Source organism: Snodgrassella sp. B3837 (assembly GCF_026535955.1).
Taxonomy (GTDB): domain Bacteria; phylum Pseudomonadota; class Gammaproteobacteria; order Burkholderiales; family Neisseriaceae; genus Snodgrassella; species Snodgrassella alvi_E.
Genome location: NZ_JAFNPI010000011.1, coordinates 86,826 through 112,418, shown reverse-complemented (window position 1 = coordinate 112,418; position 25,593 = coordinate 86,826). Strand labels below are relative to the sequence as shown.

Annotated in this window: 25 protein-coding genes and 1 tRNA gene; 6 read left to right on the top strand and 20 right to left on the bottom strand. The window is 43.1% G+C overall.

Features of this window, described 5'->3' with window-relative positions:
* Positions 1-22: 22 nt before the first annotated feature.
* Positions 23-361, bottom strand: a complete 339-nt coding sequence (locus J3U67_RS04480; protein WP_267390881.1) for a P-II family nitrogen regulator — start codon at positions 359-361, stop codon at positions 23-25.
* 539 nt (positions 362-900) lie between these two features.
* Here J3U67_RS04480 and J3U67_RS04475 point away from each other — a divergent pair.
* Complete coding sequence (locus J3U67_RS04475) at positions 901-1,743, top strand: GNAT family N-acetyltransferase (RefSeq protein ID WP_267390882.1); 843 nt, start codon at positions 901-903, stop codon at positions 1,741-1,743.
* Positions 1,744-1,835: 92 nt separating this feature from the next.
* Here J3U67_RS04475 and rpoH read toward each other — a convergent pair whose 3' ends face one another.
* The 10 genes from rpoH to J3U67_RS04425 all read right to left on the bottom strand — a co-directional run bounded on the left by rpoH (position 1,836) and on the right by J3U67_RS04425 (position 12,285).
* On the bottom strand, positions 1,836-2,684 hold the full coding sequence (gene rpoH / locus J3U67_RS04470; protein WP_100141113.1) for an RNA polymerase sigma factor RpoH: 849 nt from the start codon (positions 2,682-2,684) through the stop codon (positions 1,836-1,838).
* A gap of 223 nt (positions 2,685-2,907) precedes the next feature.
* Positions 2,908-4,437: an apolipoprotein N-acyltransferase gene (lnt, locus tag J3U67_RS04465; protein WP_267404066.1), complete on the bottom strand. Its 1,530-nt coding sequence runs from the start codon at positions 4,435-4,437 to the stop codon at positions 2,908-2,910.
* 263 nt (positions 4,438-4,700) lie between these two features.
* Complete coding sequence (locus J3U67_RS04460) at positions 4,701-5,540, bottom strand: HlyC/CorC family transporter (RefSeq protein ID WP_267390884.1); 840 nt, start codon at positions 5,538-5,540, stop codon at positions 4,701-4,703.
* 2 nt (positions 5,541-5,542) lie between these two features.
* Positions 5,543-6,058, bottom strand: a complete 516-nt coding sequence (ybeY, locus tag J3U67_RS04455; protein ID WP_100141111.1) for an rRNA maturation RNase YbeY — start codon at positions 6,056-6,058, stop codon at positions 5,543-5,545.
* A gap of 558 nt (positions 6,059-6,616) precedes the next feature.
* Positions 6,617-6,982 carry a roadblock/LC7 domain-containing protein gene (locus J3U67_RS04450; protein WP_100091176.1) on the bottom strand — a complete coding sequence of 122 codons (366 nt, stop codon included), beginning with the start codon at positions 6,980-6,982 and terminating at the stop codon, positions 6,617-6,619.
* A gap of 21 nt (positions 6,983-7,003) precedes the next feature.
* Positions 7,004-7,663: a peptidase M23 gene (locus J3U67_RS04445; RefSeq protein WP_100141110.1), complete on the bottom strand. Its 660-nt coding sequence runs from the start codon at positions 7,661-7,663 to the stop codon at positions 7,004-7,006.
* 5 nt (positions 7,664-7,668) lie between these two features.
* Positions 7,669-8,205 carry a GTP-binding protein gene (locus J3U67_RS04440; RefSeq protein ID WP_100141109.1) on the bottom strand — a complete coding sequence of 179 codons (537 nt, stop codon included), beginning with the start codon at positions 8,203-8,205 and terminating at the stop codon, positions 7,669-7,671.
* A 20-nt stretch (positions 8,206-8,225) separates the two neighbouring features.
* On the bottom strand, positions 8,226-9,374 hold the full coding sequence (locus J3U67_RS04435) for a hypothetical protein (protein ID WP_100141108.1): 1,149 nt from the start codon (positions 9,372-9,374) through the stop codon (positions 8,226-8,228).
* Positions 9,371-10,822, bottom strand: coding sequence for a hypothetical protein (locus J3U67_RS04430; protein WP_100141107.1), 1,452 nt, complete (start codon positions 10,820-10,822; stop codon positions 9,371-9,373). The genes J3U67_RS04435 and J3U67_RS04430 overlap by 4 nt, the downstream gene beginning before the upstream one ends.
* Before the next feature lie 140 nt (positions 10,823-10,962).
* Complete coding sequence (locus J3U67_RS04425; protein WP_100151540.1) at positions 10,963-12,285, bottom strand: murein transglycosylase A; 1,323 nt, start codon at positions 12,283-12,285, stop codon at positions 10,963-10,965.
* 191 nt (positions 12,286-12,476) lie between these two features.
* Between J3U67_RS04425 and mutS the strand changes: the two genes are divergently transcribed.
* Complete coding sequence (mutS, locus tag J3U67_RS04420; RefSeq protein ID WP_267404007.1) at positions 12,477-15,101, top strand: DNA mismatch repair protein MutS; 2,625 nt, start codon at positions 12,477-12,479, stop codon at positions 15,099-15,101.
* A gap of 70 nt (positions 15,102-15,171) precedes the next feature.
* Positions 15,172-15,248 (top strand) — tRNA-Met (locus J3U67_RS04415).
* A 384-nt stretch (positions 15,249-15,632) separates the two neighbouring features.
* On the opposite strand, the gene J3U67_RS04410 is transcribed toward J3U67_RS04415, so the two are convergent.
* The gene (locus J3U67_RS04410; protein ID WP_267404005.1) at positions 15,633-15,980 is read right to left on the bottom strand and encodes a winged helix-turn-helix transcriptional regulator; all 348 of its coding nucleotides are present in this window, start codon (positions 15,978-15,980) and stop codon (positions 15,633-15,635) included.
* A 108-nt stretch (positions 15,981-16,088) separates the two neighbouring features.
* Here J3U67_RS04410 and J3U67_RS04405 point away from each other — a divergent pair, with 108 nt between their 5' ends.
* Positions 16,089-16,649: an NAD(P)H-dependent oxidoreductase gene (locus J3U67_RS04405; RefSeq protein WP_267404003.1), complete on the top strand. Its 561-nt coding sequence runs from the start codon at positions 16,089-16,091 to the stop codon at positions 16,647-16,649.
* Between the two features lie 65 nt (positions 16,650-16,714).
* Here the strand turns inward: J3U67_RS04405 and J3U67_RS04400 are convergent, their stop codons facing one another.
* From J3U67_RS04400 to J3U67_RS04375, 6 genes are all read right to left on the bottom strand, one after another.
* Entirely contained in the window at positions 16,715-17,350 is a 636-nt protein-coding gene (locus tag J3U67_RS04400; RefSeq protein ID WP_100141102.1) for a DUF421 domain-containing protein, read from the bottom strand.
* 280 nt (positions 17,351-17,630) lie between these two features.
* Positions 17,631-18,032 (bottom strand): GFA family protein, encoded by a 402-nt coding sequence (locus tag J3U67_RS04395; protein WP_267390894.1) that lies wholly within the window; start codon positions 18,030-18,032, stop codon positions 17,631-17,633.
* Positions 18,033-18,562: 530 nt separating this feature from the next.
* Positions 18,563-19,171 carry a peptide chain release factor H gene (prfH, locus tag J3U67_RS04390; RefSeq protein ID WP_267404001.1) on the bottom strand — a complete coding sequence of 203 codons (609 nt, stop codon included), beginning with the start codon at positions 19,169-19,171 and terminating at the stop codon, positions 18,563-18,565.
* Positions 19,171-20,307 carry an RNA ligase RtcB family protein gene (locus tag J3U67_RS04385; RefSeq protein WP_267403999.1) on the bottom strand — a complete coding sequence of 379 codons (1,137 nt, stop codon included), beginning with the start codon at positions 20,305-20,307 and terminating at the stop codon, positions 19,171-19,173. The genes prfH and J3U67_RS04385 overlap by 1 nt, the downstream gene beginning before the upstream one ends.
* 324 nt (positions 20,308-20,631) lie before the next feature.
* A complete protein-coding gene (locus tag J3U67_RS04380) occupies positions 20,632-21,087 on the bottom strand; it encodes a GNAT family N-acetyltransferase (protein ID WP_267390897.1) in 456 nt (151 codons plus the stop codon).
* A gap of 15 nt (positions 21,088-21,102) precedes the next feature.
* Positions 21,103-21,549, bottom strand: a complete 447-nt coding sequence (locus J3U67_RS04375; RefSeq protein WP_267390898.1) for a macro domain-containing protein — start codon at positions 21,547-21,549, stop codon at positions 21,103-21,105.
* A gap of 207 nt (positions 21,550-21,756) precedes the next feature.
* Here J3U67_RS04375 and J3U67_RS04370 point away from each other — a divergent pair, with 207 nt between their 5' ends.
* Entirely contained in the window at positions 21,757-22,377 is a 621-nt protein-coding gene (locus J3U67_RS04370) for an L-threonylcarbamoyladenylate synthase (protein ID WP_267403997.1), read from the top strand.
* 65 nt (positions 22,378-22,442) lie between these two features.
* On the top strand, positions 22,443-23,093 hold the full coding sequence (locus J3U67_RS04365; RefSeq protein WP_267390902.1) for a site-2 protease family protein: 651 nt from the start codon (positions 22,443-22,445) through the stop codon (positions 23,091-23,093).
* 90 nt (positions 23,094-23,183) lie between these two features.
* Here J3U67_RS04365 and prmC read toward each other — a convergent pair whose 3' ends face one another.
* Both prmC and mgtE read right to left on the bottom strand, forming a co-directional pair.
* Positions 23,184-24,029 carry a peptide chain release factor N(5)-glutamine methyltransferase gene (gene prmC, locus J3U67_RS04360; RefSeq protein ID WP_267390903.1) on the bottom strand — a complete coding sequence of 282 codons (846 nt, stop codon included), beginning with the start codon at positions 24,027-24,029 and terminating at the stop codon, positions 23,184-23,186.
* Between the two features lie 17 nt (positions 24,030-24,046).
* Entirely contained in the window at positions 24,047-25,480 is a 1,434-nt protein-coding gene (mgtE, locus tag J3U67_RS04355; RefSeq protein ID WP_267390904.1) for a magnesium transporter, read from the bottom strand.
* Positions 25,481-25,593 lie beyond the last annotated feature (113 nt).

Sequence of the window (25,593 nt, the reverse complement as noted above, 5' to 3'; positions counted from 1 at the left end):
TTATTAAATAATACGTCTGTATTTACACCGCCGCATCACCTGATTCTCCGGTACGGATACGCACTACCTCATCGACATGCGAAACAAATACTTTACCGTCACCCACCTTACCTGTTCTGGCACAAGTAACAATCACTTCAATAGCACGCTCAACCAGTTCTTCCGTCAGAACAATTTCCATTTTGATTTTGGGTAAAAAATCCACTTCATATTCCGCTCCACGATAAATTTCAGTATGCCCTTTTTGCCGGCCAAAACCTTTTACCTCACTTACCGTCATTCCTTGTACACCTATCTCAGCCAATGCTTCACGAACATCATCCAATTTGAATGGTTTAATCATTGCAGTGATTTTTTTCATATAACACCCCATCATCGAATTTCACTATCTATCATCAATCAGGCAGAACCATAATTTATTCAAACCAGTATACTTAACTAAGTAGCGTAGTTTACAGTTATCTAAAGTGACTAATCACACCATACATCTTTCTTTTAAATTTGCAAAGATGTATCAAAATTACTGAGGTATCAAATGCCGTGTTCTGTTGATTTGATCTCTATCTTTTGATGAAGCAATCCCCATATAAGGCATGAAACTAAACAATTACAATCAAAAATATAATTATTTAAGCACAATCATCATAAATATTAATTCAAAACAACAAATGATTGGTGGCTCCCTTTTGGAAATTTTCTTTACCTCAATCAGTCTTTTTTCCTAAAGCCAAACTTCAATGTTATAAAACTACATATACCCTTTGAAATTTATAACTATTCTTAGAACAGCCCCACTCAAGTGACATGCATCTGACAGATACAATCAGGTATAATTGCACCCTAATAGCAAAATAAATACATATACGTCATTGAAACATTTGTTTCTGTTAAGAGGCCAGCATGCTAATTTGCAATCCATACGAAATCGTTATTCAAGGCATGACAAGTAATGGTAAACGCTTTCGCCCAAGTGACTGGGCTGAACGTTTATGCGGGGTATTGTCTTCTTTCGATCAAGGACACAGACTGTCTTATCACCAATGGGTTCGTCCTATTCTGGTTGATAATATCCGCTGCGTAGCAGTCGATCGCAAGCTAGAACAGATTAGCGCCACAGCCTTTAATTTCATGATGGATTTTGCGCACGATAACGATCTGCGCATTCTGGATTGCAAAGCTTTATTAGAAGAACAGGAACACAGACAAATCAGCCTGACAGATGCTGTTGCACAGGAAAATATCGTAGCGAAACACACCAAACAAATCGACTCTTCAACCTCTGTCGAAACAATTTCTCAGATTCCAGTCAGTCAATTACGAGAACTGAAACCAGCCGAAATAAGCTCTGCCTTTGCTGCATTACATATGTTACATCCTGATATTCGGGATATCACACAGTTTCAGGAATTGGTAACTATTCAGCAAGCAGAAGGTTATAGATTGCTGGGAATATTTGAAGAAGGTAAACAAAATGCAGTAACTGTTTGCGGATTTCGTATCGTCACCAACTTCACAGCCGGACGACATTTACATATAGATGATTTGGCCAGCCATCACTTACCGGTTCAGGATCATCAGATCAGCCAAATATTAGATGCATTGAAAGCCATCGGACTTAAAGAACAATGTAAGTGTATTCATGCAGATTCAAGTGTTTCATCTGATAACACTAATATGCATCACTTATACCTGAAACATGGTTTTATATTAACATGCCATAAATTCAGTTTTACGATTGAATGATAATAATTAGTAAAATAGCTCAATCAACCATTGTTTCATTAAAAAAACCGGATTGAATAAATTCTTCAATCCGGTTTTTTTATTCAACTTCATCATTCTGCTTCGGCCAAATAACCACGTAATTTCTGCATTGCTTTAGCTTCAATCTGACGAATACGTTCGGCAGAAACACCATATTCACCAGCCAGATCATGTAAGGTTAATCCGCCATCATCCGCAAGCCAGCGACTTTCCACAATATGACGGCTGCGTTCATCTAATTTGGCCAGAGCTGTTTGCAGACCATCAGTCTGTAAAGCGTAATGAGCTTGCTGAGCCAGTACCTGTGTTGGTTCGTTAGAACTGTCTGTTAACCAGTCTATCGGTGCAAAATTGTCTTCATCATCATTTTCAGCCAGTAAAGACATATCCTTACCAGTCATGCGCTGTTCCATTTCCAGCACTTCTGACAATTTTACGCCAAGATCATCTGCAATGGACTGGGCTTCTTTATTACTTAAAGCGGCCATTGATTTACGCATGCTACGTAAATTAAAAAACAGTTTACGCTGCGGTTTGGTGGTAGCTACACGTACTAAGCGCCAGTTACGTAAAATAAATTCATGAATTTCTGCTTTGATCCAATGTACCGCAAACGAAAATAATCGTACGCCCCGGCTAGGCTGAAAACGTTTTACGGCTTTCATCAAACCAATATTGCCTTCCTGAATCAAATCAGCCTGATTCAGGCCATAACCATCATATCCACGTGCAATAGAAACCACTACACGCAAGTGTGACAGAATCAATTTTTTTGCAGCCTCTAAATCTCCTTCGGTCTGGCGTACCGCTAAATCCTGTTCTTCCTCGGGAGAAAGCATAGGAATATTATTTACGGTATGAATGTATTGCTCCAAACTACCATGCCCAGTCGGCACGGGTAATGCAAAAGCTGTATTCATGCCTATCCTTTCTGTTCGTGTTAGGTTATTGCTATTAATGTAACTGCAACACATTGTTTGTTACCTAAAAATCAATCAATAACCCAACTAATAATTTATCATTGTAATTAAAATAAGAATGTACTTCAATCACTATTTATGAATTGTTCATCATTGGTAAAATAATGTATTTTATCAATTTCGATTGTATATTTTAATGATTATACACATCAGGATAATTTATTCAACAACGACAACGACTAAAAACATAGATTATTAATAATAAAATCAAGCTAATAATAGCTAAGGGCCAGCTGCTACCCAGCCACATATAGGGTGTAATGCCCTTGTAGCCGTAAATTTTACCTTCCAGCACACCTGCTGTATCCGGTTTCAGATGTGCGACAATCTGACCTTTGGGATTGATAATGGCTGTCATACCGGTATTAGTGGCTCGAACCATATAACGCCCTGTTTCCAATGCCCTAGCCTGAGATTGCTGCATATGCTGTTCCATAGCATGGGAGTGTCCATACCAAGCCATATTACTTACATTGGCCAGCATACTGGCCTGACTGGCCGAATTAATGATTTCATCACCAAAACCATCTTCATAACATATATTAAAGGCTACACGCTGATTAGCCAGCTTTAAAGGTGCTTGAACAGCACCACCGCGAGAAAATCCGGCTAGCGGCATATCCATCCAGCGATACAACCCGCCCAGTAGAAAAGGTAATGGAATATATTCTCCAAATGGCACTAGGTGATTTTTCGCATAGTAAGGTAATCCACTGACGGATAGTGGGGCTGTAAAATTTACTACCGAATTCAGATAACCTGATCCATCGGCGGTATACTGAGGAATACCAACTGCTAAAGCAGAGCCATTGTTTCGCGCTAGCTGGGTAAATATAGCTAGCTGCTTTGGTGACATATCCTGCCGCATTACTGGAATGGCTGTTTCGGGCAGAATAACAATATTGGCGTGCGTACTGTTTATGAGGTCAAGATAACGCCTAAGTGTTGGCTGTAAAGATCGTTCATCCCATTTAAAAGATTGGGGAATATTACCCTGTGCTAAAGCCACTGATGCATGCGTACCGTCAGGCTGAGTGAACTGACAATGCAATAAAATTGCACCGAGTAGCCACACGCTCAATAAGCTGATACCACACCCTGTTTTAGTCTTAATTGATTTAGCCAGTAACAACTCTGCTAACCATGAACCAGTGGCAACAGTAAACACGGTAACCAGAAAAATTCCGCCTAAAGGTGCAAGACCAGCTAAAGGTGAATCAGCTATCTGGCTATAACCCCATATACCCCAGCCGAAACCGGTCAGTGCCCGTTCCCGTACGAATTCTGCCAACGCCCATAGCAACGGTAAAACTAGTGCATGACGAACGCTACGAGAAATTCTGAATTTTCCGAGTAGCCAGAATACTAGAGCAGGATAAACAGCTAGATAGGCAGGCAGCAGCAAAGTTAATGGCCAGGCCATTATCTGCGGTAAACCAGCTACATCATGCAATGCAATATCTATCCAGTAGAGTAAAACAGTATAGGCTGTGAATGCCCAAAGATACGCTGAACGAACACGCCATTGTGGCCGTACTGATTGTAAAATCAGCAATATGGCCAATAAAACAGGTAAGAGCCAGAAATGATAATAGGGGGCATAAGCAAAAGGCACCAGAGCAGCAGATAAGAATAGAAGTGGCCAGTACAGCCAAGGTTTGGCTAAAACAGCACCATATTTGAATTCATAAATAGGCTGTGCCGACTTATCCTTTTGTTTGGTCACTTCTATCTTCTCCAGCGTTTTAACCGGTTTAGTAGATACAGATTTTTATAATCAGTAATGACTTTAAACTCGTATTGTAGCTATAAGCAATAAAGAATAAATATCTGTTTACTATAATCTGTTATGGTGGGTATCTACGCAATCAGACTGGATTTATTATTCCTTCCAATCTTGAAATATATGCAACACAGATAAAATTTAATATAGTTTAAGCTTTAACCTTATCTGGTTTATGAATGAGTACTATTTTTTACCGTTACCATTAAAGTCTGTAGACGCCTTGCATCGGCACGGGCGACAGTAAAATTTAATTTTCCAATAGTAATTTTTTCGCCACGTACCGGCATATGGCCCAACTCTTGAATCACCAGACCTCCTATGGTATCAACTTCGTCATCTGAATAATCGGTACCAAAAAATTCGTTGATGTCTTCTATTTCGGTTACTGCATTGACGCGAAAACGTTCAGCTGAAACTGCGAAGATATTGTCGGCACTATCATCTTCATCAAATTCATCCTCAATATCACCTATGATTGGTTCAATCACATCTTCAAACGTCACCAATCCAGAAGTGCCACCATATTCATCGACGACAATGGCCATATGATTCCGTTGTTCACGAAATTCCTTGAGTAATGTATTCAGGGATTTTCCCTCTGGCACAAAGACAGCCGGTCGTATTACCTGTTCTAACTGAAAATGTTCGCTTCTGCCCCAGTACTTAAGCAAGTCCTTAGCATGTAGGATACCCAAAATCTGATCTTTATCTTCTCCGATTACGGGGAAACGTGAATGAGTGGTGTCAATAATATAGGCAATTATTTTATCCAGCGGATCTTCAATTTTGATTACATCCATCTGGCTACGCGTTATCATTGCATCACGCACTTCCAGATCAGCAAAATCCAGCACATTTTCCAGACATTGCAATGTATCAGCATCAAAAACCTGCCGTTCATGTGCTTCCCGTAACGTTTGTAAAACTTCAGCTTCAGTCTCTGGAGCCTCTCCAGAGATACGATTTACCAGTCGCTCAAAAAAACCGGGTTTCGACGAACTTTCGTCCATAATCAATATTCATCCTGTGCATATGGATTTGCATATCCTAACTGATGCAGGATACGGATTTCAAGCGCTTCCATAATTTCTGCTTCTTCATCTTCAATATGATCATAACCCATCAGATGCAAGACTCCGTGGACTGTCAGATGGGCATAATGTGCTATCAGTGGCTTTTGTTGTTCAGCAGCTTCTTTCTCAATCACCTGCGGGCAAAAAATAAGATCCCCATTCAGCTCTCCTTTGTCCGGCATAAATATATTTTCGCCCTCATTTAGTGCAAAGCTTAATATATTAGTCGCATAATCTTTATGCCGATAATCATGATTAAACTGGCGTGCTTCTGTTTCATTGCATAAAAGAATAGCAATATTGGCACGTTTAAAACTATTTTTGCAGGTTTGCCATATCCACTGACGCCATTGGCTGAGTGTAGGAATATTTTGTGCATCACTGTGATTATCAAAATGTAAACTGAATACAGCATTTAAATGCTGTAAAAAAAGGCTTTTTTTGGCAACTTTCATTTAATCATTTTTGTATCCTAATACAGATATTTTAGCAATTTCGGCTGGGAAATGCATTACTCTGCAATTTTGATTAGACTGTGAACTGAATCTTTATCAATGAATTCAAGATAGGCTTGCATGTTTTTAAGATAAGAAGATTTCAAACAAGTTGCCAGTGATATCAAAAAAATTGTTGTCAACTTAGGCTTAGTCTATAAACAATTACAGAAGTAATATCACGTGGTATGTTTTTAATATTGCTGAAAAGAAATCATTTTTTAGTCTAAATGCAATCTGAGACAATTTGAATCACTATTATGAATTCATAAACAATATATCCATCTGAATTCAGTGATAAACGCTAAAGTGAAATAATAAATCCATAAGTAGATTCTGCTTTGAGATAGGAAACATGAATCTACTTATGGTTAAAGATATCTAGCAAATTGATTATGCCAGAAGATGATATGAAGTTATAAATGGGTTACTTCAGACATGAACTTATTTAAAGTATGGCTATAATAGGCTACCGCCCTGTTTAAGCTTTATAAACAGGGCTGTATGCTGAATTTTCTGTTATCGTAAAATATCCACAATGCTGCGGGCAGCACGACGAGCATCCAACAAAATCAAACCTAATTTGGCACCTTCATTGGCTGTCACAGCCAGTACATTGGTATCACCTGCTTGAATCAGCAGAATATAACCATGTTTACCCTTTACCATAACTTGCTCCAGTTCATCACACTGTAATTCACGTGATGTGCGGTTACCCAGAGCAAGCAAAGCTGCCGCCATTGCACCAACGCGATCCGGATCAACACCATTTGGTAACAAGGTTGCTACCGGCAGACCATCGGAGGAAATTACAGCAGATGCGGTAATGTCAGCCGAGGAGCTGTTTAAATCGCTTAATACCGAAACCAGTAATTGTTCTTGCATCTTGATGTCTTTCTATTGATGTTATTCATTTACCACATGAATGTCTTCACCAGCCAATACATACAGGCCACGTACCATAGTGACGAAAGCCTCACTGTTGAGTAATGGCAATCCGGCAGTGACCAAAATATTTTTGGTATTCCCTATATATAAAGGGAAGAATGTTAATTCACTCTGACCGGCAGGATCACATATCCCGATAGCGTTGTTGTATATATTGAGGTTATTTTTAATCAGTAGGCTGTGTTTTTCAGTCAGCCGTGTTGCCTCGCTGGCCAGATTGGCCACTTCTTCGGCAGTCTCATGATTAAAACCGACATTAGCAAAATAAAAACCATCCTGATCAACCAGCAATGCCTTATGGCTGTCTGACAATTGACCCAGAATATCTTCGAATCCATCTGATGTTACCTTCACCAGCTGTGAGCTTGGTTTGGCTTCACCATATAAAAATTCCAGACGTTGCAAGCGATATAATAAATTCAATGCAGTATGAACATCATCTGTCTCAGCCCATTGCTTTAAACGCTCTTCAGTTAATTTGGCGTTTATGTCTGCCTGCAGAATGTTAGCCAGTAACATACGGCTTGCACTGTGACTAGGGCTAGACACTGCATAAAATGCACCAGCCGGCATTACTTTTGGATATAAATCATGATGTAACTGTAATGTAGAATCCATACTGACTATCCTTCCAATCCCGGATCAATGGAATACAGCATAGCAGTAACCAGTTGTTTCACGTCATCTTCATTGCGTGCATCAACTTCAAACACAGGTACATTTAGATTGTGTTGTGCCAGATACTGCTGATAAACATCCACACCTGGCTGTGGATTTAAATCCATTTTGGTCACACCCACAACAACTGGTGCATCTTCCAGCAAATCGTGAAAAGAAGTCAGGAAGAATTTCAAATCTTTCAATGGATTCTGGCGAGTATTATCCAGTAACAGAATTAAACCCATACTGCCCTTACTCAGAATACTCCACATGAAATCGAAGCGTTCCTGACCTGGGGTACCATATAGATGAACTTTGGTATTATCGTCCAATCGAATAACACCATAGTCCATGGCGACAGTAGTATAGCCTTTTCTGTCCTGAGTCATGTCCGACGCACTGGCATCTGTCTGTACCGGAGGATCATCCGATAATGCAGCGATAGCAGTTGTTTTTCCCACCCCAACCGGGCCGGTAAAGATAATTTTGTTTTCAACCATGATTACTCCCTGCTTAGGTATTAATTGCCACGCAAGCGACCCATCAAACGTGCCAGTAAACCTTTCGGCTTGTCGTCATCGCTTTCATTATACTCTGACGTTGGTGCACCACCATCTGGTTTGGAAACCTTCTGTGGTGCTTTCCGGGTCAGAACCATTTCTTTTTCCTGTTGCGCAGCAGAATGAGTCAGCGGCTGCTCAATAATCAGGGAACCAATTGAATAAGTAGCAGCTATGTAGTTCAGGACATCTTCCAAAGATACGGGCAACAACTTGTATAAAGTGTTGAGTGCTACGGGCGTACGTACCAGAAAAGCGGATAGACGCATAGCTTCAGGTAAAAACGCCAGACGAGTCATATTCGGCCAAGCTTTCAGCTTGATGATTGTATCTGGTGTAATCGGATCGATTAGGCGGCCGCGAGCTGTCCAAATTGATAGCTGCCATATACAGGACTGTAAGGTAAGTTTAGCTTTGTCATGCAACTGTGCGGTAGGTGCGGAAGCTGGGACAGTTTTAGTCTGCCATTCTGCATCAGTCTGCATACACAATTGTTGTAAAGCATCATTATCAACAGCCAGTAATACTTTTTCAACACTTGGAAACACTATCAACACAGGTTTGTTTTCAAACAGGATTGCAGTATCTTCTGATTGCTGTGCCAGCTTTTGCACCATGCCCAGCAATGTTCCTTTTGTGTGAAAACGTACTACTGATACGGCTTGCTGAGTATGTTCAGACGCGTTGTGCTGCTCTAGTCTCTCGGCAGTTACGGTTTCCTCGCTGGCCGTTTCCTTGTGTGCAGCAGCTTTATCAGCCAGCCAAACACCATTGCCCTGCTGTAAATTACGCAGATGTTGAAACAGGGTATCGAATCTGATGGGTTTCATCAGATAAGGAGCAGTAAATGACGGCGCATTACGTCCGAAAAATACGACTACAGCTTCAGGATATTTCTTTTTGGTCTGTTGCCATACTTCTTCACCATCGGCTGTGTCACCATCTACCAGAACCAACTCGGGTTTGAGGTTATCTTCAGGCTGTATCAGCTGATAGTTAACGCTATTGTACATTTTGAATGCCATGCGCAACATGGCTGTCTGGCGATCATCCACATTGACGAGCAAAACATAGGCAGTTTTTACTTTAGGTATTGAATTGTTCATCATTGATTTTGCACACCACCGTGGTTAATACGTTTCAATAATTGACTCATAGCCAGTACAACTTCCTCAGGCGGGGTCTGAATTTCAGCACGGATAACCTGTAACATTTTTTCCAGACGTGTCCATTCTTCTGCACGTTCGTATAAGTCAAATAAAGTAATGTAGAGCTGGGACTCCTGTGGATAAAGCAGAACTGATTTTTCCAGTAAATCCATGGCTTCATCAAATTGACCGAATGTAAGCAATGATTCCACATCACGCAATACGCGTTCGGCCGGTGTTTCAGCCACATCATTATCTGAAGAAGCCTTATCAACCAGTGATAAACGCTTGGCCTTCAGTGCACTGCTATTCATGGGTAGATAACCCTGCGTTACCCCAATATCACGCAGTACGGTTTCACTAGGTCTGGTTTCTAACTGCTCAAACATCGGATGTTGTCCAAGGCTATAGCCCCATCCAAGCATACGCTCTTTTACGACATTACCATATTGACCAAGCGTATAATATAAACGCCATAAATGCTGAGCGAATACATTAATATTATTGTGGCGGTAATCCAGCACCAGAGCATCAATAATCAAACCCGCCGGTTTTTTGGATGTTTTGATGGCTTTATTCAGACAGCGGATAGCAGCATCGTAGGGCAACTGCTCTTTCAACAGTCCGTAGCTGTTTTCCGGTTTAGAGAAGCTTAGCAGTACGTCACGCTCATCCCCTCTAATTTTAAAATTACCAACATTGCCTTCGACTAACAATTCATGCGGCTGTTCGTCGGTGTTTGACCCATTATTGGCTGATTCAACCGCCGGCTGTATATCTTCAGGTTTTTTATCCTGATTGATTCCGACTTCTTTTTCAGTTTCCTTGACATCCCACTGCAGCAAGTCTTCGGCCAGAACACGCAAACCCAGATGATTTTCATCCAGGGCAAGCCCCTGACGAATCAGATTTTCTAGCTCAGTCCGATTTAAACACTTGCGATACAGATCAATGACTTCGGCAAGTTTGTCGGTATTTTTGGCTTCCAGACACAGTCCGGCCAGCTCGTTGACCAATGTATTGGCCATTGCCGGGCTTAACTGGTCGGCATTCTGTTCCAGATAGGCAGAGAGTGAGTCTGCTGCTTTCTGGAAATAGCCAAACTGTTTGTAAACTTTATATTCAGTCAGGTGATCCACAGTGGCAACAGATACTGTGGCTTTATCAGGCCTAGTTGGCTGCCAGTCCCAATCGTCGCCATCAAGTGCTTCTGCTGTTTCTTGTGCTGCGGGTGCCGTCTGAGCATCTACAGTTTTACTTCCAGTTTTTTTCTTACTTTTGGAAGCAGACTGCTTTTTACGAGCAGTATCTTTACTTTTAGCATGGTCGCCCGCTTTCTGACGCTTTTTCAGAATAAGCAATGCAACCAGCAATATGACTAAAAGGGTAATTGGTAAATATAATTCCATAATTTACATCCCTTTTACGATTATCTGCCAGAAGCATGAGCGCATGGTTAAATGCATGTTTTTCATTTACGGTAACGCTTCACATACAATTGTCAATACTGTAACTATTTTACCTTAGCTTGCATTTGTTCGCCAGATTTTTATTTGACCTGGGGCAGCATTCCGTTAGGTAACAGTTGCCATACATAACCAGGATATTTCATTTTACCAGCCAATGCGCCGGCTTCATCGCCATAACCCCAGAAATAATCCACTCTCACAGCACCGTTGATGGCACTGCCGGTATCCTGTGCCATCAAGAGCCGGTTTAAGCCGAAACCATTAGCTGGATGAGTGGTAGCGACGAACAATGGGGCACCGAGGTTGACAAAATGACTGTCTACTGCGGCGGAATAGCCCTTAGTCAGTGGAACACCTAATGCACCGGTAGGTCCGCTAGCCGGCTCTGCTGTGGCCCGGAAAAAAACGTAGCTCGGATTCTGACCCAGCACTTCGGCCAGTTGCTGTGGATGCCGCTGTAACCATGCTTTGATACCTTGCATTGAAGTTTGCGCAAGTGGCAAATATCCCTTGCCGGCCATATATTTACCAATGGAAACGTATGGGTAGTCATTTTTGTCGGCATAGCTGAGACGCAGCATCTGTCCATCTGGTGTTTTTAATTGTCCGGAACCCTGTACATGTAGAAAGAATAATTCTACTGGATCATTAGCGTAACCCAGAATGGGGGCTTTGCCATTGAGGGCTCCGGCATTAATCTGTGCCCGAGTGTAATAAGGTACCAGCTGGCTGCCGCTGATTCGACCTTTTAATGCCCGTGTTTTCTCATTGAGGGGAAAAGCAGCCAGATTGGCAGTGTAATTACCGGTCGGTGTGATGACTCCGCTGTTGGGTCCGGTGAGGCGAATGCGCACTATCCCCTGACGCTGGCCGCTTGTAAGCGGTACGACAATAAAGTCATTGGGGATGCCGTAAATTGGAAACCGTGCCTGAGCTGTTTGTTTAGTATCGCCCTGTAGCATGGGTTCGTAATAACCAGTAACTGTGCCGGCGAGTTGTCCATTCTGACTGACCTGCCATGGCGTGAAATAGCTTTCAAAAAAAGCTTTTGCTTGATGATTGTGTCTGCCTGTTCGGGCAGCTTGCTGACATACCGGCTGCCATGCAGGCTGCATTTGCAGTTTGCCGCAGCTGGTTTTGAATGCTTCTAGGCTGTCTGCAAATGATTGGTCTGACCATTGGGGCAAATCGTGATAATTAACGACGCGATAGCTGACACCAGCTTTCCCCGGTGTGAAGACGTAACTGGGTGGCAATGGCTTGCCGGGTGCAATAGCTGGACCACTGATACCGGACAAAATTTTATCTGTCGGTTTGTGTGTGATGCCACAGGCAGCAAGACATAAAACGCTAAACCATAATAGCCAACGACGTATTGAGCTAAATTTTATTGATGGTTTCATTTGGACATGTTCTTGTGTAATGAATGGTACAGATTCTTACCGTATTTTTATTATTATGACAGTCCTTAGCCCTTTTAAACAAGGGTAGACAGGTGGTGGTAGCTGTTGTGAATATGTGCTAGAGCATCAATTCAGGCTGAACACTCTGTTACAATAGCTTTTTTAGCCAAATCAAATATCTTGCCTACACCATGAGTAAACCTTCCCTGACACCGATGATGACGCAATATATGGCCATTAAGGCTGACCATCAGGACAAGCTGTTGTTTTACCGGATGGGCGATTTCTATGAGCTGTTTCTTGATGATGCAGTGCAAGCAGCTCGTTTACTGGATATTACGCTAACTACCCGCGGGCAGATCAACGGCGAGCCGGTGAAGATGGCCGGGGTGCCTTATCATGCAGTGGAACAATATTTGGCCAGACTGGTAAAGCTGGGTAAAAGTGTGGCGATTTGTGAGCAGACGGGTGAGGTGGGCGCAGGTAAAGGGCCGGTGGAACGGAAAGTTGTGCGCATCGTAACGCCAGGGACGCTGACTGATTCAGCTTTGCTGGAGGATAAGGAAACCAATCGTATGGTAGCGGTTTCTTTATTAAAAAAACAGCTTGGTGTGGCCTGGCTGTCCCTGCAAAGCGGGGAATTCCGCTGCAAAATAATTGTACCAGAAGCTTTGTCAAATGAGCTGGCACGTCTGCAGGCAGCGGAAATCTTGATATCTGACCAGACACTGGAAAAGCTCAATCTGGATGAACAAAACCGAAAACTGACTCGTTTACACGCATGGCAATTTGCTGCTGATACTGGAGCACGCCTGATTCAACGTTATTTTGGCAGTCAGGATTTACGCGCTTTTGGTCTACAGATCGGTGACCATGATGCCGCTATTGGTGCGGCAGGAGCGTTATTAAATTATGTTCAGCAGACCCAGATGCAGCTGCCAAAGCATCTGGACAGTCTGACGCTGGAGCAGGAAACCACTTATATTGGTATGGATGCGGCTACGCGGCGCAATCTGGAAATAACTCAGACGTTAAATGGACAGAAAGCGCCTACTTTGTTTTCGGTATTGGATACATGCGCGACACATATGGGCAGCAGGCTGCTAGCACAATGGTTGCATCAGCCATTGCGCAGACGCGGACAGATTGTGGCTCGTCAACAGGCCGTGGCAACACTCTCTTCTCTGCGTAAGCAAATAGTGGCCATGCTGAATCAGGTGGCGGACATTGAGCGAATTGCAGCTCGTATTGCTATTGGCAGTGCACGGCCACGTGATTTATCAGCTTTGCGTGATAGTCTGGCAATATTGTCGGCATTTAGTTTGCAGGAGTCTGACCAGAGCTCGCTGGTACAGACGCTGCTTGAACAGTTTCCGCCTGCTGCACCGATTGCACGGCAGCTAAGCAAAGCCATCATGGCCGAACCAGCTGTATGGTTACGTGATGGTGGTGTGATAAATGATGGTTTTGATGCTGAGCTAGATGAGTTGCGCCGTTTACAGAATCATGGCGATGAATTTTTGCAGCAATTGGAAAGCCGTGAACGTGAACGTACGGGATTATCCAGTTTGAAAGTGGAATTTAACCGTGTGCATGGTTTTTATATTGAGCTGAGCAAGCTACAGTCAGAACAGGCACCTGCAGATTATCAGCGTCGCCAGACTTTAAAAAATGCAGAACGTTATGTGACGCCAGAGTTGAAGGCTTTTGAAGAAAAGGTATTGAGTGCGCAACAGAATGCACTGGCACGGGAAAAACAGCTATATGATGCTTTGTTGCTGCAATTGCAGGCAGAACTACCCGTATTGCAACGCTGTGCCCGCGCTGCGGCCAGTCTGGATGTGCTGGCTACGTTGGCAAAATATGCGGATGAAGAACATTACTGCTTCCCTGAATTCGTAAATTATCCTTGTTTACAGATTAGTCAGGGACGTCATCCGGTAGTGGCTGCTCAGGTCAGTCAGTTTACTGCTAATGATACCCAGCTGGATGATAAGCGGCGTCTGATGTTGCTTACTGGACCAAATATGGGTGGTAAATCTACGTATATGCGGCAAGTGGCTTTGATTGTCCTGCTGGCGCATATTGGAGCCCCAGTACCGGCAGCCAGCTGCACTCTGGGTGAATTTGACCAGATTTTTACCCGTATTGGTGCTTCGGATGATCTGGCCGGTAATCGTTCTACCTTTATGGTAGAAATGTCGGAAACGGCTTATATTTTGCATCATGCAACTGAGCGTTCTTTGGTGCTGATGGATGAAGTAGGACGTGGTACATCTACTTTTGATGGTTTGGCGCTGGCACAGGCTATTGCTGAACATCTACTGCAAAAAAATCGTAGCTATACACTTTTTGCCACGCATTATTTTGAATTGACCCGTCTACCGGAACAGTATGCGCATGCTTTTAACATGCATCTGTCAGCACTGGAACAGGGACAAGATATTGTGTTTTTACACCATATTGAACCAGGGCCGGCCAGTAAAAGCTATGGTATTGCGGTAGCCAAATTGGCGGGACTACCGGTACGTGCGCTGAATGCGGCTTACCGGCACTTGCAGACACTGGAACAGCATGCGTCTCGTGACCAGGCGCAATTAGATATGTTTCAGACGCAGACAACTGAACAAGAGTCAGATGAAGTAACCCAGAGCTACACCGGTAAGGATAATCCGGCTGTTTTGATGCCAGCCGATTTATCAGTCCTGCTTAATGCGCTTAATCCGGATGAATTGACCCCAAAAGCGGCTCTTACCGCTATTTATGACCTTGTACATTGCTGGAAAAATCATCTATCAAATCAGACGACATCATAAAATATGTATGAAAAATAGGTTTAGTTGTTGACTTTGTTTTGTTAATGCGTATAATGACTTTCTTACCAGACGCGGGGTGGAGCAGCATGGTAGCTCGTCGGGCTCATAACCCGAAGGTCGTAGGTTCGAATCCTGCCCCCGCAACCAGATTTTAAATGCCCTGTTTTTAACAGGGCATTTTATTTTGGTGTTTAATCGATACGAGCTATGCGTAAGATCTTTTATTCGGTTATGCCAGCACTTTTCATTCTCACCTAGACAGCTCTTTGCTCTTATTCAGGATTTTTCTGTTGGTGAACATTATCTAAGCGCTAAACTAGTAAGTTTGAGTTTTATGTTTGCTCCATTCCGGATTAACTTTCTTGATTTCAAGTTATTTGTATTTGTTTATCAAGAAGTATCTGCAATTTATTTAATTCTAAATTTCTTGAAAATATATATTCTTAATGGTTATTACCTCCGGCTGTAAAACTTGTAATTTATTAATTTATACATATATTTAATTGCTAAGCAGATTATTTATAAAAATAATTATATTAAAGTATCATTTTTATGCTGGTTACCCCACTGACACATTAAATCTAAAACGGGAACCAGAGATTTTCCCCGTTCTAATAATCCATATTCTACTTTAGGCGGTATTTGTGGATATTCTTTTCGGAATATCAGTTTATCTTGCTCCATTTCTTTTAATGTGTTGCTTAAGGTTTTATAAGATATGCTGTTGATGCGGCGTTTAAGTTCGTTAAAACGCATCACTGGCTGGTTTTCATTAAGCCAGTAAAGAATGAGTATTTTGTATTTTCCCCTGATAATAGAAAGAGTGTAGTTAAAACCACTATTTTCGAGCTCTTCTTTACTGCAATGGTGTTCTGACATCTTTTCACTTCCCTTTTGGTTAGTATCTATCTTTATTTACCGTACTTTGAATCAGTTTTTGGGTGAATTATTATATTTCGTTAATTATTAAGCTTTGGATTGTCTGTTATGAAAGAAACGCTGGTGGTTGTCGCTCATCCTGATTTAGCTTCTTCTAAAGTAAATCAATGCTGGATTAATGAACTATCTGTTTATGCTGATCAGGTAACGATTCATGATTTATATGCATCTTACTCGAGTAATGTGATAAATGCTGTTTCAGAACAAATTTTGATTGAAAATCACCGAAATCTGATTTTACAGTTTCCTCTTTACTGGTTTAATTGCCCACCGTTGTTAAAATTATGGTTAGATGAGGTTTTAACATATGGTTGGGCTTTTGGGCGCAACGGGCTTAAGTTGAAGAATAAAAAAGTTGGCTTGGCGGTTTCTGCCGGTATCAGAAAAAGTGATTATGCTCCTGAAGGTCGCTTTCATGTTTCATTGGAAGATATTTTAAAGCCATTCGAATTAACTATGAATTATGTGCAGGCTAATTATCAATCTGTATTTGCTGTATATGGCGCTAATAATGAACCTGAAGCTGGTTATGGCATAACTCAGGAAGAAATTGATAATAGTGCCAGAGACTATATACACTGGATGAAAACATGTGAAATGCTGAAGTAGCTCTGATGAAGAACCAGTCTTCTAGGAATGTGTGTGTATGAATTTTAAATAAGATTTTAATTTGTTTATTTGATATCTGGATAAACCCACAGTTTATGTTCATGTACTTCGGCTAGGAAAACTTCATCTAGTTTCTGTCCTAGACGGTCTAGTTCTTTTTCTAGCCATTCTTCATTATGACCCAAAGATTCAAGACTGGGATAATTGATAACGCCGTTTTCAATCACAACAACTGCCATTGCTGGGTCACCTTTTTTTACTACGGTCATTTGGCCATTGTATTCAAACCAGACATCACTGAGCATTTCCAGACTGGTATAACCACGCTGATGAAGCAGCATAATGAAATCTCGGATGGATAGTTTGGCCTGACGGAAATTCTGTGATAGTAAGATGCCGTTTTTCATCAGTCGGATTGATGTGCCGTCGACAAAATCCTTGGCGATACTGCGTTTAAATGTGGCATAACGAACCAGTAATAACAGGCCAGCCCAGAAAATGGAGGCGCTCATGAGTAAGGTGATGCTGATGGAGGGATTGTATAGGGGGCCGCCGATTATTGCACCCAATACGACGTTACCTACTTGATCAATAGCTGAAATCGGGGCAAGTGCACCTTTGCCGGATAAATTGATGTACACCAGCAGGATGCAGAAAGCGACCAGCATTTTGAAGATGATGTTGATGTAGATGGGATTCAAGGTGGCTTCCTTTGTCTGTGCGGTGGCTTTAGTCCAACATGATTTGCATTTTTGGTTTTTGCAATCATGGTTTTATCGATACCATGATGTGTTTACTGTAGCTGTTATATTTGCGGCAGACTATGGTTGACACCTGTTTTTTATGGCTTATTTACATTAATTTCCTTAAATGTTCTTTTTTTGAATACAGAATTTTTCTGTGTTGGTTTAAACACAAGTATTTTTATGTCTTTTTTGTGCTGAGCTGTCTCTGTGATTTGAATATATTTTTATTTCTTCGTTATATTATATTTTCGTCAAATTGTAAGCCACCATCACAGATAGAATCCCAGTTTGCTTTGGATTGAGTGTAAATATGTATTTTTTGCTGGGGGTAAATTGCTGTATTTAGTGTGCCAGCACGCAAACGATAAATATTTGGCATACTGTCTCGTGAAGTATAGAGGTTTGATCCACATTCAGAACAGAAAAAACGGTTTACGCCATTAACTGAAAATTTTTTTAGCTTATCCCGACCTGATAGGATTGTGAAAGCATCGCTGTTTATTTGAACCGCTGAATTAAATGCGGAACCACTCCATTTGCGGCAGCGTTGACAGTGGCAGAAGACCATTTTTTCAATTTGGTCACTCATGGCAATCTGGTATTGGATTGCAGTACATAAACAGCTTCCTGTCAGCATATATTTCTCCAGTACTTTTCCTGTAAATTGCTATCTTTTGGTGCATTGACACTAGCACAATATTATCAGATTGACGCTAAACATTTCTTTATTGACTAGATTTTTGTGTGAGAGGGTTTATCTGAATCTGTAGTCGGTGATTTCTGTGCTCAATATTATTATCACTGCTAAGCTGACTGGTTTTTGTACTGATGCGTATTTATCACCGTAACATTGTGGATTAAATCGAATGAATTGAGGCAAGAATCTTTGATTGTGCTAAACATTTTATTCGATAGAGTGAATAAATCAGAATGTGAAATGGATCATGCTATTCGTTTTGCTTTAATTACTTTTTTCAGGTATATGGAGAAATGTTACACAACTATTTTTTGTTGTCTGACTCTCCTACCCCACAGAAAAACACTTTTTTGATTATCTCTTTCTTTGGTTTAATTAATTCAACTGAGCTTAAGTGCTGTAAGCTCAGTTGTGTACTATGAAAATAAAGTAATCAGCTTTATAGACGATGGATGCACTGGTCTAAAACATTATAAAGGTTTGAAATCCTGTCCGATAAATATTCGTGTGGGATTTCCGCGCGCTATTTGATGATGGTGCTGATGACGCTTTGCTTTGTGTTTGGCGTATAACTGTTGTTTCTGTTGCGCCAGTTTGTATTGTAGCAGTAGAACAGCCAGTTTTTTATTGGTATGTTGGCTACGTGCAGTCTGGATTTTTACGCTGATACCGCTGGCTAGGTGGGTGGCTCGGACAGCCGATTCTGTTTTGTTAATATGCTGACCTCCCGCACCGGAGGCACGCATGGTGTCAAAGATAATTTCATCAGATTGATGCTGGGTAATTGTCTCGTAACACGCGGCTCCGATAAACCAGTTTTTACGTTTGTGTTTTGGGCGGTAGGGGCTGGGACAAATCCATTGAATGGTTCCCACCCACTGTTTAGCTAAGGATCTTTCTAGCTCACCATTAAGAGCAAGCAGTACTGAGTGAAGTCCATGCTTTGACTGTTCTTGCTCCAATATGTCTATTTCAACCTGAATCTCTATGGCTTCGTGTTGCAGGCGAGCCAGTGCTTTTGCTACGGCCAGACAGCATTCAGCGGGTCCGTAAGCCGCTGATAATTGTAAAAGCAGCATTATTTTTTCTCCGTTTTTACTTTATAGGTGATAACTGGTTTGAAACGGGCTATTGGCCGGATTAATTCAGCCTGTACCATGGCAGTAATGACGCTGTCGATGGATTTATAGGCCTGCGGTGCTTCTTCATAGATAAGTTCACGGTCAGCACAAATTACACGGCTGCCATGGACAGTACGGCTTAGCTGTTCGACGGTATAGCGTCGGGATAGTCTGCCTTTGCAGGCTGAGCGCTGCCATTTGCGTCCTGCACCATGTGCGAGGGAGTAAAGAGCGATTGGGGTATCCAATGGTTGCACCAGATAGCTGTAATCGCCGCGCGAACCCGGTATCACGACTAGCCCTTGTGTGGCAGGTGCGGCACCTTTACGGTGCAGCCAGCCGCTTTCGCCATGGATGCAGGCCGCTTCGATAAAGTTATGGCTGATGTCTGCCAGTTTTTGCCCTTGTGCACGCAGATTTGTCAGTATGCGGCGGGCAATCAGTTCCCGATTTTGCCGTGCATAGGCCAATGCCTGATTATGCTGTGTCAGATAGGATTTACCGGCTTCGCTGTCTGCGATTAAGCCCTGATGACCAAACTGCCTGATGTGTTTGTCCAGAATCGCACCACCGAGTCCACGAGAACCACTGTGTACCATTAGTTGCAGGTGCTGCTTATTTAAACCGATATGTTCGGCGATTTCAGCTAAATAAATGGTATCCAACATTTGTAATTCGGCAAAATGATTGCCTCCGCCTATGGTGCCGGATGCAAAGTTATGCTGTTGTAGCGGCTGTATATCTGGCCAGAGGCTGATGCATTCTGATGCACTCAGTGGCTGGTCGAGATTGCCCAGTTGTTTGATTAGTTTGGCCTGATTCATGGCATGGGTTTTAAGTGATGTTTGCCATAATGACATGCCGCAGCCAATATCGCCGCCAATCAGTGCTGGATAAATAAGTTGTGTAGTAAAAAAAGCAGCGCCAATAGGATAGCCGCGGCCGGGATGAATATCCGGCATGGCAGCTGCATAGCTGATGTCAGGCAGTGCTGCTGTTGTGTGCAGCTGCTTGATAGCTTCGCCTTCTAACCACAGTTCGGGGGTGACAATGAGGGTGATGCCGGCAGACGGCTGCTGAATAGAATTGCCCATTCTGATCCATTCCAATTTATTTTATTTAAATAATAAGCAGGCGTTGTCATCCTTGTTTATTAGAAATGAACAGGAATAACGTGCTGTAAAGAAATTGGCAGGCCGAAGCCAAGGATCAGGAGGTGATTAGCCCTGGATTGACCTGCAAGGGATAGGTAGTACAAACATAATGATTCCTTTCCGTTGCAATATGAATAATTTGATGAGTGCGGTACTTTAAATCAGCTTCTACTGGCCGTCAAATATTCAGTTGTTTTTTTCTGGTCGGCTGGTGCGTTGTGGCTGTTTCACCACTTTCAGGCTGATTCGGCACACTTGTTGGCCTTATTTTAAGTTTAAAAAATAATAAACAAATTGTTCATCAATCTGATAGCCAGCCTGTTCATATAGGGCCCTTGCCTTGTGGTTGTCGTTGGCGGTACACAATGAAATACCACTGTAGCCATTATCACGTGCAAATTTTGTGACGTATTGCATCAGTTGTGTGGCAATGCCTTTTTGTCTGTGGTTTTCAGGGACATATAGGTCATTGAGTATGATTGTGGGCGATACGGATAATGAAGAAAAGGAAAAATATAGCTGTACAAACCCGCAAGCTTGTTGTTGATCATAGGCAATGAAGATGGCGGAATCCTGCTTTTCCAGTCTTTCTTGAATAAAATTTCTGCTTGCTGTCTGTTTGTCCGTCAGGCCATAGAACTGCCGATAGCTGGTAAAAAGCTTGATGGCATCATCAAGCTGTTCTGATGTTGCTCGGATGATTGTAATTTGATTTAACATTAGATAATTTTTCTACTAATGTGATTTAGGGGACACATATTTTACAATCATTACCAATGCGTTAGTATCAATCAGTAAAAATGTTTCCTGCATAAGCCGCAGTGCCTGCTCTGGACTAAAGCCACCTGAGCCGGCACCAATCAGAGGAAAGGCGACTGAAGTATAATTGCGGGTATTGACTATGTGCATGGCAGAAATAACTGAAGTACGAATTGAATAGGCACTGGCACGCCAGAACATGTTGATACCGGCTACGTGGATAATGGCTTGATAAGGCAATTTACCGGCACTGGTTACCACTGCGTAACCTAATTTAAGTGCACCTGTTCGGCCAAGTTCGCGAAAAGGGGCATAGCCGGCTTTTTTCCTGATGGCACCGGATACCCCCCTGCGGCAACAGTAACCATCACGGAATAATATTGCGATTCCATATGTTGACGATGGCTTCGACCGGTTATTCAAGTAAATTTCTCAGGATAACTTCAAGCTGCATGATGAATTTCCCCTTTAAATTCTGTAAATTTTGCAGCGCCATTTTATGCTGGCTGTACCGCTTTACGGTCAGTCATGTTTCTTTATCAGCAATTGGCATATTTTACCTGTCAGTTTGACAGGCTTGTGTTTAGAATAGCTCTTTATTGTAATAAATGTGAAATAAGGAAGACGTGTATGGCTCAGTTTTTTGCTATTCATCCTGACAATCCGCAGGAACGTTTGATTGCACAGACAGCGGATATTGTACGCCATGGTGGTGTGGTTGTTTATCCAACTGATTCCTGTTATGCGTTGGGCTGTCAGCTAGGTAATAAGGAGGCAATGGAACGGATTCTGCGTATCCGTGGTATTGACCAGAAACACCATCTGACGTTGATGTGTCATGATCTGAGTCAGCTAGGTATTTACGCCAAAGTGGATAACAGTCAGTTCCGGCTGCTGAAATCTTCTACTCCGGGTAGTTATACTTTTATTTTGCAAGCCACTAAAGAGGTACCGGCGCGCACGCTGCATCCGAAACGTAAAACTATTGGGTTGCGGGTACCGGACAACCGGATTGCTTTGGCGCTATTGCAGAATCTGGGGGAGCCGATGCTGTCGTGCACACTGATGCTGCCCCATGAAAATGAACCCTTAACTGACCCTTATGAGATTCGTGACCAGCTGGAACATGAGGTTGATCTGGTGATTGATGGCGGTTGGTGTGGTACAGAGCCGACTACGGTAATTGATATGACCGATGGAATTGATCTGGTACGAGCTGGTAAGGGGAATGTTGCTGTATTTGGTTTGTAATGGACAAGCTGGTACTATGTTTTACCCACAGTGGTTGTTTATTTTAGCATCTGAAGGATTTTACCTTGCAAAACTTTGATTGGGCTTATTTTGTTCTGGCAATTCTGCCTATTTTACTGGCCATTACGCTCTCTGAAGCAGCATGTGGGTATATGGCACGTTTTTGTGGTGACCGTACAGCAGAAACAATGGGCAGGCTAAGCCTGAATCCGGCCAAATACATTGATATTGTTGGCACCATTATTATTCCAATATTCACGATGATTGTTTTACAGGGCTATTTGATGGTTGGCTGGGCTAAGCCGGTGCCGATTGATCCACGCAATTTTAGAAACAGACGTAAAGGTGAACGTTTGGTAGCCATTGCCAGCCCGCTTGCTAATCTTCTGATGTGTCTATGCTGGGCAGTTGTGATGATTATCAGTCAGTGGGTACCTGAATATTTTCAAAAACCGATGGCGCTAATGGGGTTAATGGGTATTCGGTTTAATGCGGTATTTTGCTTTTTCAGCCTGCTACCGATTCCGCCTCAACCGGGTGCTCAGTTTATTGATAGTTTTCTCTCACCCCGCGCTTCGATGCAGTATCGAAAGCTGGCTCCATATGGAACGTGGATAATTTTATTTTTGATTATCAGTGGTTTGCTGATGTTTATTTTGCAGCCATTTATTAACTTTGTTACTTCACTAATGCTGTTTATTGTTAGTCTGTTCTAAGCACAAATTGTTTATATACTGGTAATTATACTAGCTATTAGGCCATAGAATCTTTTCTATGGCCTAATGGTTTTATATGTGAATAGTTGATTATGGTGCTTCGCTCTTTATCTGTCCCAATGTCACTCTGTCCAGACCGGCCAAATCGGCAAGCGTCTGGATTTTTCTGAATTTATACTGCGATAATATATTTCGCACTGCCTCCCCTTGATCATATCCGTGCTCGAATAGCAACCATCCATCCGCCCGCAGAAAATCTTTGGCGCCGGCAATAATGGTTTCGAAAGCACTCAGACCATTGTGATTATCTGTAAGTGCTTGCTGCGGTTCAAAACGTAAATCACCCTGCTGCAAATGCGGGTCTTGGGCGTCGATATAGGGAGGATTGGAGACAATGACATCCACGCTGTGGGGCGCTGGCTGCGGCTGTGCCTGATACCATGAACCCTGCCCGAACCGCACTTGCGCTTGCAGCGCGCTGGCATTGGCTTGTGCGACTGCCAGTGCTTCCTCACTGATGTCTGCCGCCCATATTTGTGCATCAGGTCGTTCGCAGGCTATGGTTACGGCGATGGCACCACTGCCGGTACCTAAATCCCAAAGGGTGCCCTGTGCCGGCAAATGCGCCAGTACTGCGTCGACAAGATGTTCTGTTTCTGGACGAGGAATCAGCACTGCTTCTGAAACCTGAAAACGCCGGCCATAGAATTCGCGCCAACCGAGTAGATAGGCCAGAGGTTCGCCTGCTAGTCTTCGCTGGCACAGTTGATTCAAACTTGCCAACTCGCTGTTGCTAAGAAGCCGTGTGCCATGGGCTATTATGTGGCTATGGCTTATTGTCAGTACGTGCTGGAGCAGCATGCGTGCTTCCAACCGCGGCAGACCGGAGTTGTTTAACCAACTTTCTAGGGTAACTGGGGTATTGGGTTTGGTCATATTCTGTTACAGCCGATTTACAACAAGAATAAGGTTGCCAGCCCCAAGAAGATAAAAAACCCGCCGGAATCGGTAACTGCGGTAATCAGCACGCTGCTACCAAGCGCGGGATCACGGCCGGATTTCTGCATACACACTGGAATTAGTACTCCAACGGTGGCTGCCAGTAACAAATTCAGCGTCATTGCCGCTACCATCACCAGTCCTATACCGATGCTGTGATAGAGAAAATAGGACACGAGCCCCATTACTGAACCCCATATCAGGCCGTTTACTAGTGCGACGCCCTCTTCTTTACGCAGCAGCCGCCACGCCTGACTGTTGCTTATCTGGCCGGAAGTCATGGCACGCACAATCATGGTGATGGTCTGATTGCCGGAATTGCCGCCTATGCCGGCTACTATCGGCATGAGGGTAGCCAGTGCAACGATTTTTTCAATTGAATTTTCAAACATGCCAATCACACGGCTGGCGATAAAAGCGGTACATAGGTTAACAGCTAGCCATATCCAGCGGTTTCTGACGGAGTCGATAACGGGGGCAAACAGGTCTTCTTCTTCGCGCAAACCGGCCATGTTCAGCATGTCGTTTTCGGATTCTTCGCGAATAACGTCTACCATTTCATCTACGGTGATGCGGCCGATAAGTTTAAGGTTGTTGTCTACCACAGGTGCGGTAACCAAATCGTAACGTTCAAACGCGGCAGCGGCTTCTTCGGCATCATCTTCTGGACGAAAAGTTACCACATCATCGGCCATGACGCTGGATACGAGTAAATCAGGGTCAGCAACCAGCAGACTACGTATGGGCAGGACGCCTTGTAGGACATCATAGTTATCGACTACGAAGATTTTGTCGGTATGGTCGGGCAGGCGTTCAAAGCGCCGAAGATAGCGTAGTACCACTTCACAGGTCACATCTGCGCGGATGCTGACCAGCTCAAAATCCATGAGGGCGCCGACCTGATTGTCTTCGAACGACATGGCTGAGGTAATTTGTGCCCGCTCTTCTTCATCGCGACTACTTAAGGCTTCGTAAACAACTTCTTTAGGTAAATCGGGTGCCAGTTCGGCCAGCTCGTCGGCGTCCAGATTGCCAACCGCGGCCAACAGCTCCTGCTGCGCCATGTTTTCAATCAGAGTTTCGCGTACTGGATCCGATACTTCGAGTAATACTTCGCCGTCTTCTGTCGGGGTAGCCAACCGCCATACCAGCATACGCTCCTGTAATGGTAGAGATTCGAGCAAGGTAGCCATGTCCGCCGGATGAAGCTCATGCAGGGCGTCTATTAGCTCGTTCAGAGCCTGTTTTTGTTCCGGAGTCTGTAAATAGGACTGGGTGGGAGAATGAATATGCTCAGCAACCGGTAACAGGGTCGCTACAAGCGCACAGATGTGGTCGGTATCCAGATGCAGGCGCTCCAGCTCGCTGATGTTGCTTTGGCTTTCCATTGTTGAGTCGTCCTAATTGGTGTGCACCGTAGAGCAGATGACTACGTCTGCATACAGGTATGTTTATCCTGTCACAACAGTGCTGGCCTGATATGATAAATTAACAGCCTGCT

What these genes read in the sequence shown, in the direction of transcription:
- J3U67_RS04480 (WP_267390881.1), bottom strand. Translation starts at nt 361, where the DNA reads ATGAAAAAAATCACTGCAATGATTAAACCATTCAAATTGGATGATGTT.
- J3U67_RS04475 (WP_267390882.1), top strand. Translation starts at nt 901, where the DNA reads ATGCTAATTTGCAATCCATACGAAATCGTTATTCAAGGCATGACAAGT.
- rpoH (WP_100141113.1), bottom strand. Translation starts at nt 2,684, where the DNA reads ATGAATACAGCTTTTGCATTACCCGTGCCGACTGGGCATGGTAGTTTG.
- J3U67_RS04460 (WP_267390884.1), bottom strand. Translation starts at nt 5,540, where the DNA reads ATGGACGAAAGTTCGTCGAAACCCGGTTTTTTTGAGCGACTGGTAAAT.
- ybeY (WP_100141111.1), bottom strand. Translation starts at nt 6,058, where the DNA reads ATGAAAGTTGCCAAAAAAAGCCTTTTTTTACAGCATTTAAATGCTGTA.
- J3U67_RS04450 (WP_100091176.1), bottom strand. Translation starts at nt 6,982, where the DNA reads ATGCAAGAACAATTACTGGTTTCGGTATTAAGCGATTTAAACAGCTCC.
- J3U67_RS04445 (WP_100141110.1), bottom strand. Translation starts at nt 7,663, where the DNA reads ATGGATTCTACATTACAGTTACATCATGATTTATATCCAAAAGTAATG.
- J3U67_RS04440 (WP_100141109.1), bottom strand. Translation starts at nt 8,205, where the DNA reads ATGGTTGAAAACAAAATTATCTTTACCGGCCCGGTTGGGGTGGGAAAA.
- J3U67_RS04435 (WP_100141108.1), bottom strand. Translation starts at nt 9,374, where the DNA reads ATGATGAACAATTCAATACCTAAAGTAAAAACTGCCTATGTTTTGCTC.
- J3U67_RS04430 (WP_100141107.1), bottom strand. Translation starts at nt 10,822, where the DNA reads ATGGAATTATATTTACCAATTACCCTTTTAGTCATATTGCTGGTTGCA.
- J3U67_RS04425 (WP_100151540.1), bottom strand. Translation starts at nt 12,285, where the DNA reads ATGAAACCATCAATAAAATTTAGCTCAATACGTCGTTGGCTATTATGG.
- mutS (WP_267404007.1), top strand. Translation starts at nt 12,477, where the DNA reads ATGAGTAAACCTTCCCTGACACCGATGATGACGCAATATATGGCCATT.
- J3U67_RS04410 (WP_267404005.1), bottom strand. Translation starts at nt 15,980, where the DNA reads ATGTCAGAACACCATTGCAGTAAAGAAGAGCTCGAAAATAGTGGTTTT.
- J3U67_RS04405 (WP_267404003.1), top strand. Translation starts at nt 16,089, where the DNA reads ATGAAAGAAACGCTGGTGGTTGTCGCTCATCCTGATTTAGCTTCTTCT.
- J3U67_RS04395 (WP_267390894.1), bottom strand. Translation starts at nt 18,032, where the DNA reads ATGCTGACAGGAAGCTGTTTATGTACTGCAATCCAATACCAGATTGCC.
- prfH (WP_267404001.1), bottom strand. Translation starts at nt 19,171, where the DNA reads ATGCTGCTTTTACAATTATCAGCGGCTTACGGACCCGCTGAATGCTGT.
- J3U67_RS04385 (WP_267403999.1), bottom strand. Translation starts at nt 20,307, where the DNA reads ATGGGCAATTCTATTCAGCAGCCGTCTGCCGGCATCACCCTCATTGTC.
- J3U67_RS04380 (WP_267390897.1), bottom strand. Translation starts at nt 21,087, where the DNA reads ATGTTAAATCAAATTACAATCATCCGAGCAACATCAGAACAGCTTGAT.
- J3U67_RS04370 (WP_267403997.1), top strand. Translation starts at nt 21,757, where the DNA reads ATGGCTCAGTTTTTTGCTATTCATCCTGACAATCCGCAGGAACGTTTG.
- prmC (WP_267390903.1), bottom strand. Translation starts at nt 24,029, where the DNA reads ATGACCAAACCCAATACCCCAGTTACCCTAGAAAGTTGGTTAAACAAC.
- mgtE (WP_267390904.1), bottom strand. Translation starts at nt 25,480, where the DNA reads ATGGAAAGCCAAAGCAACATCAGCGAGCTGGAGCGCCTGCATCTGGAT.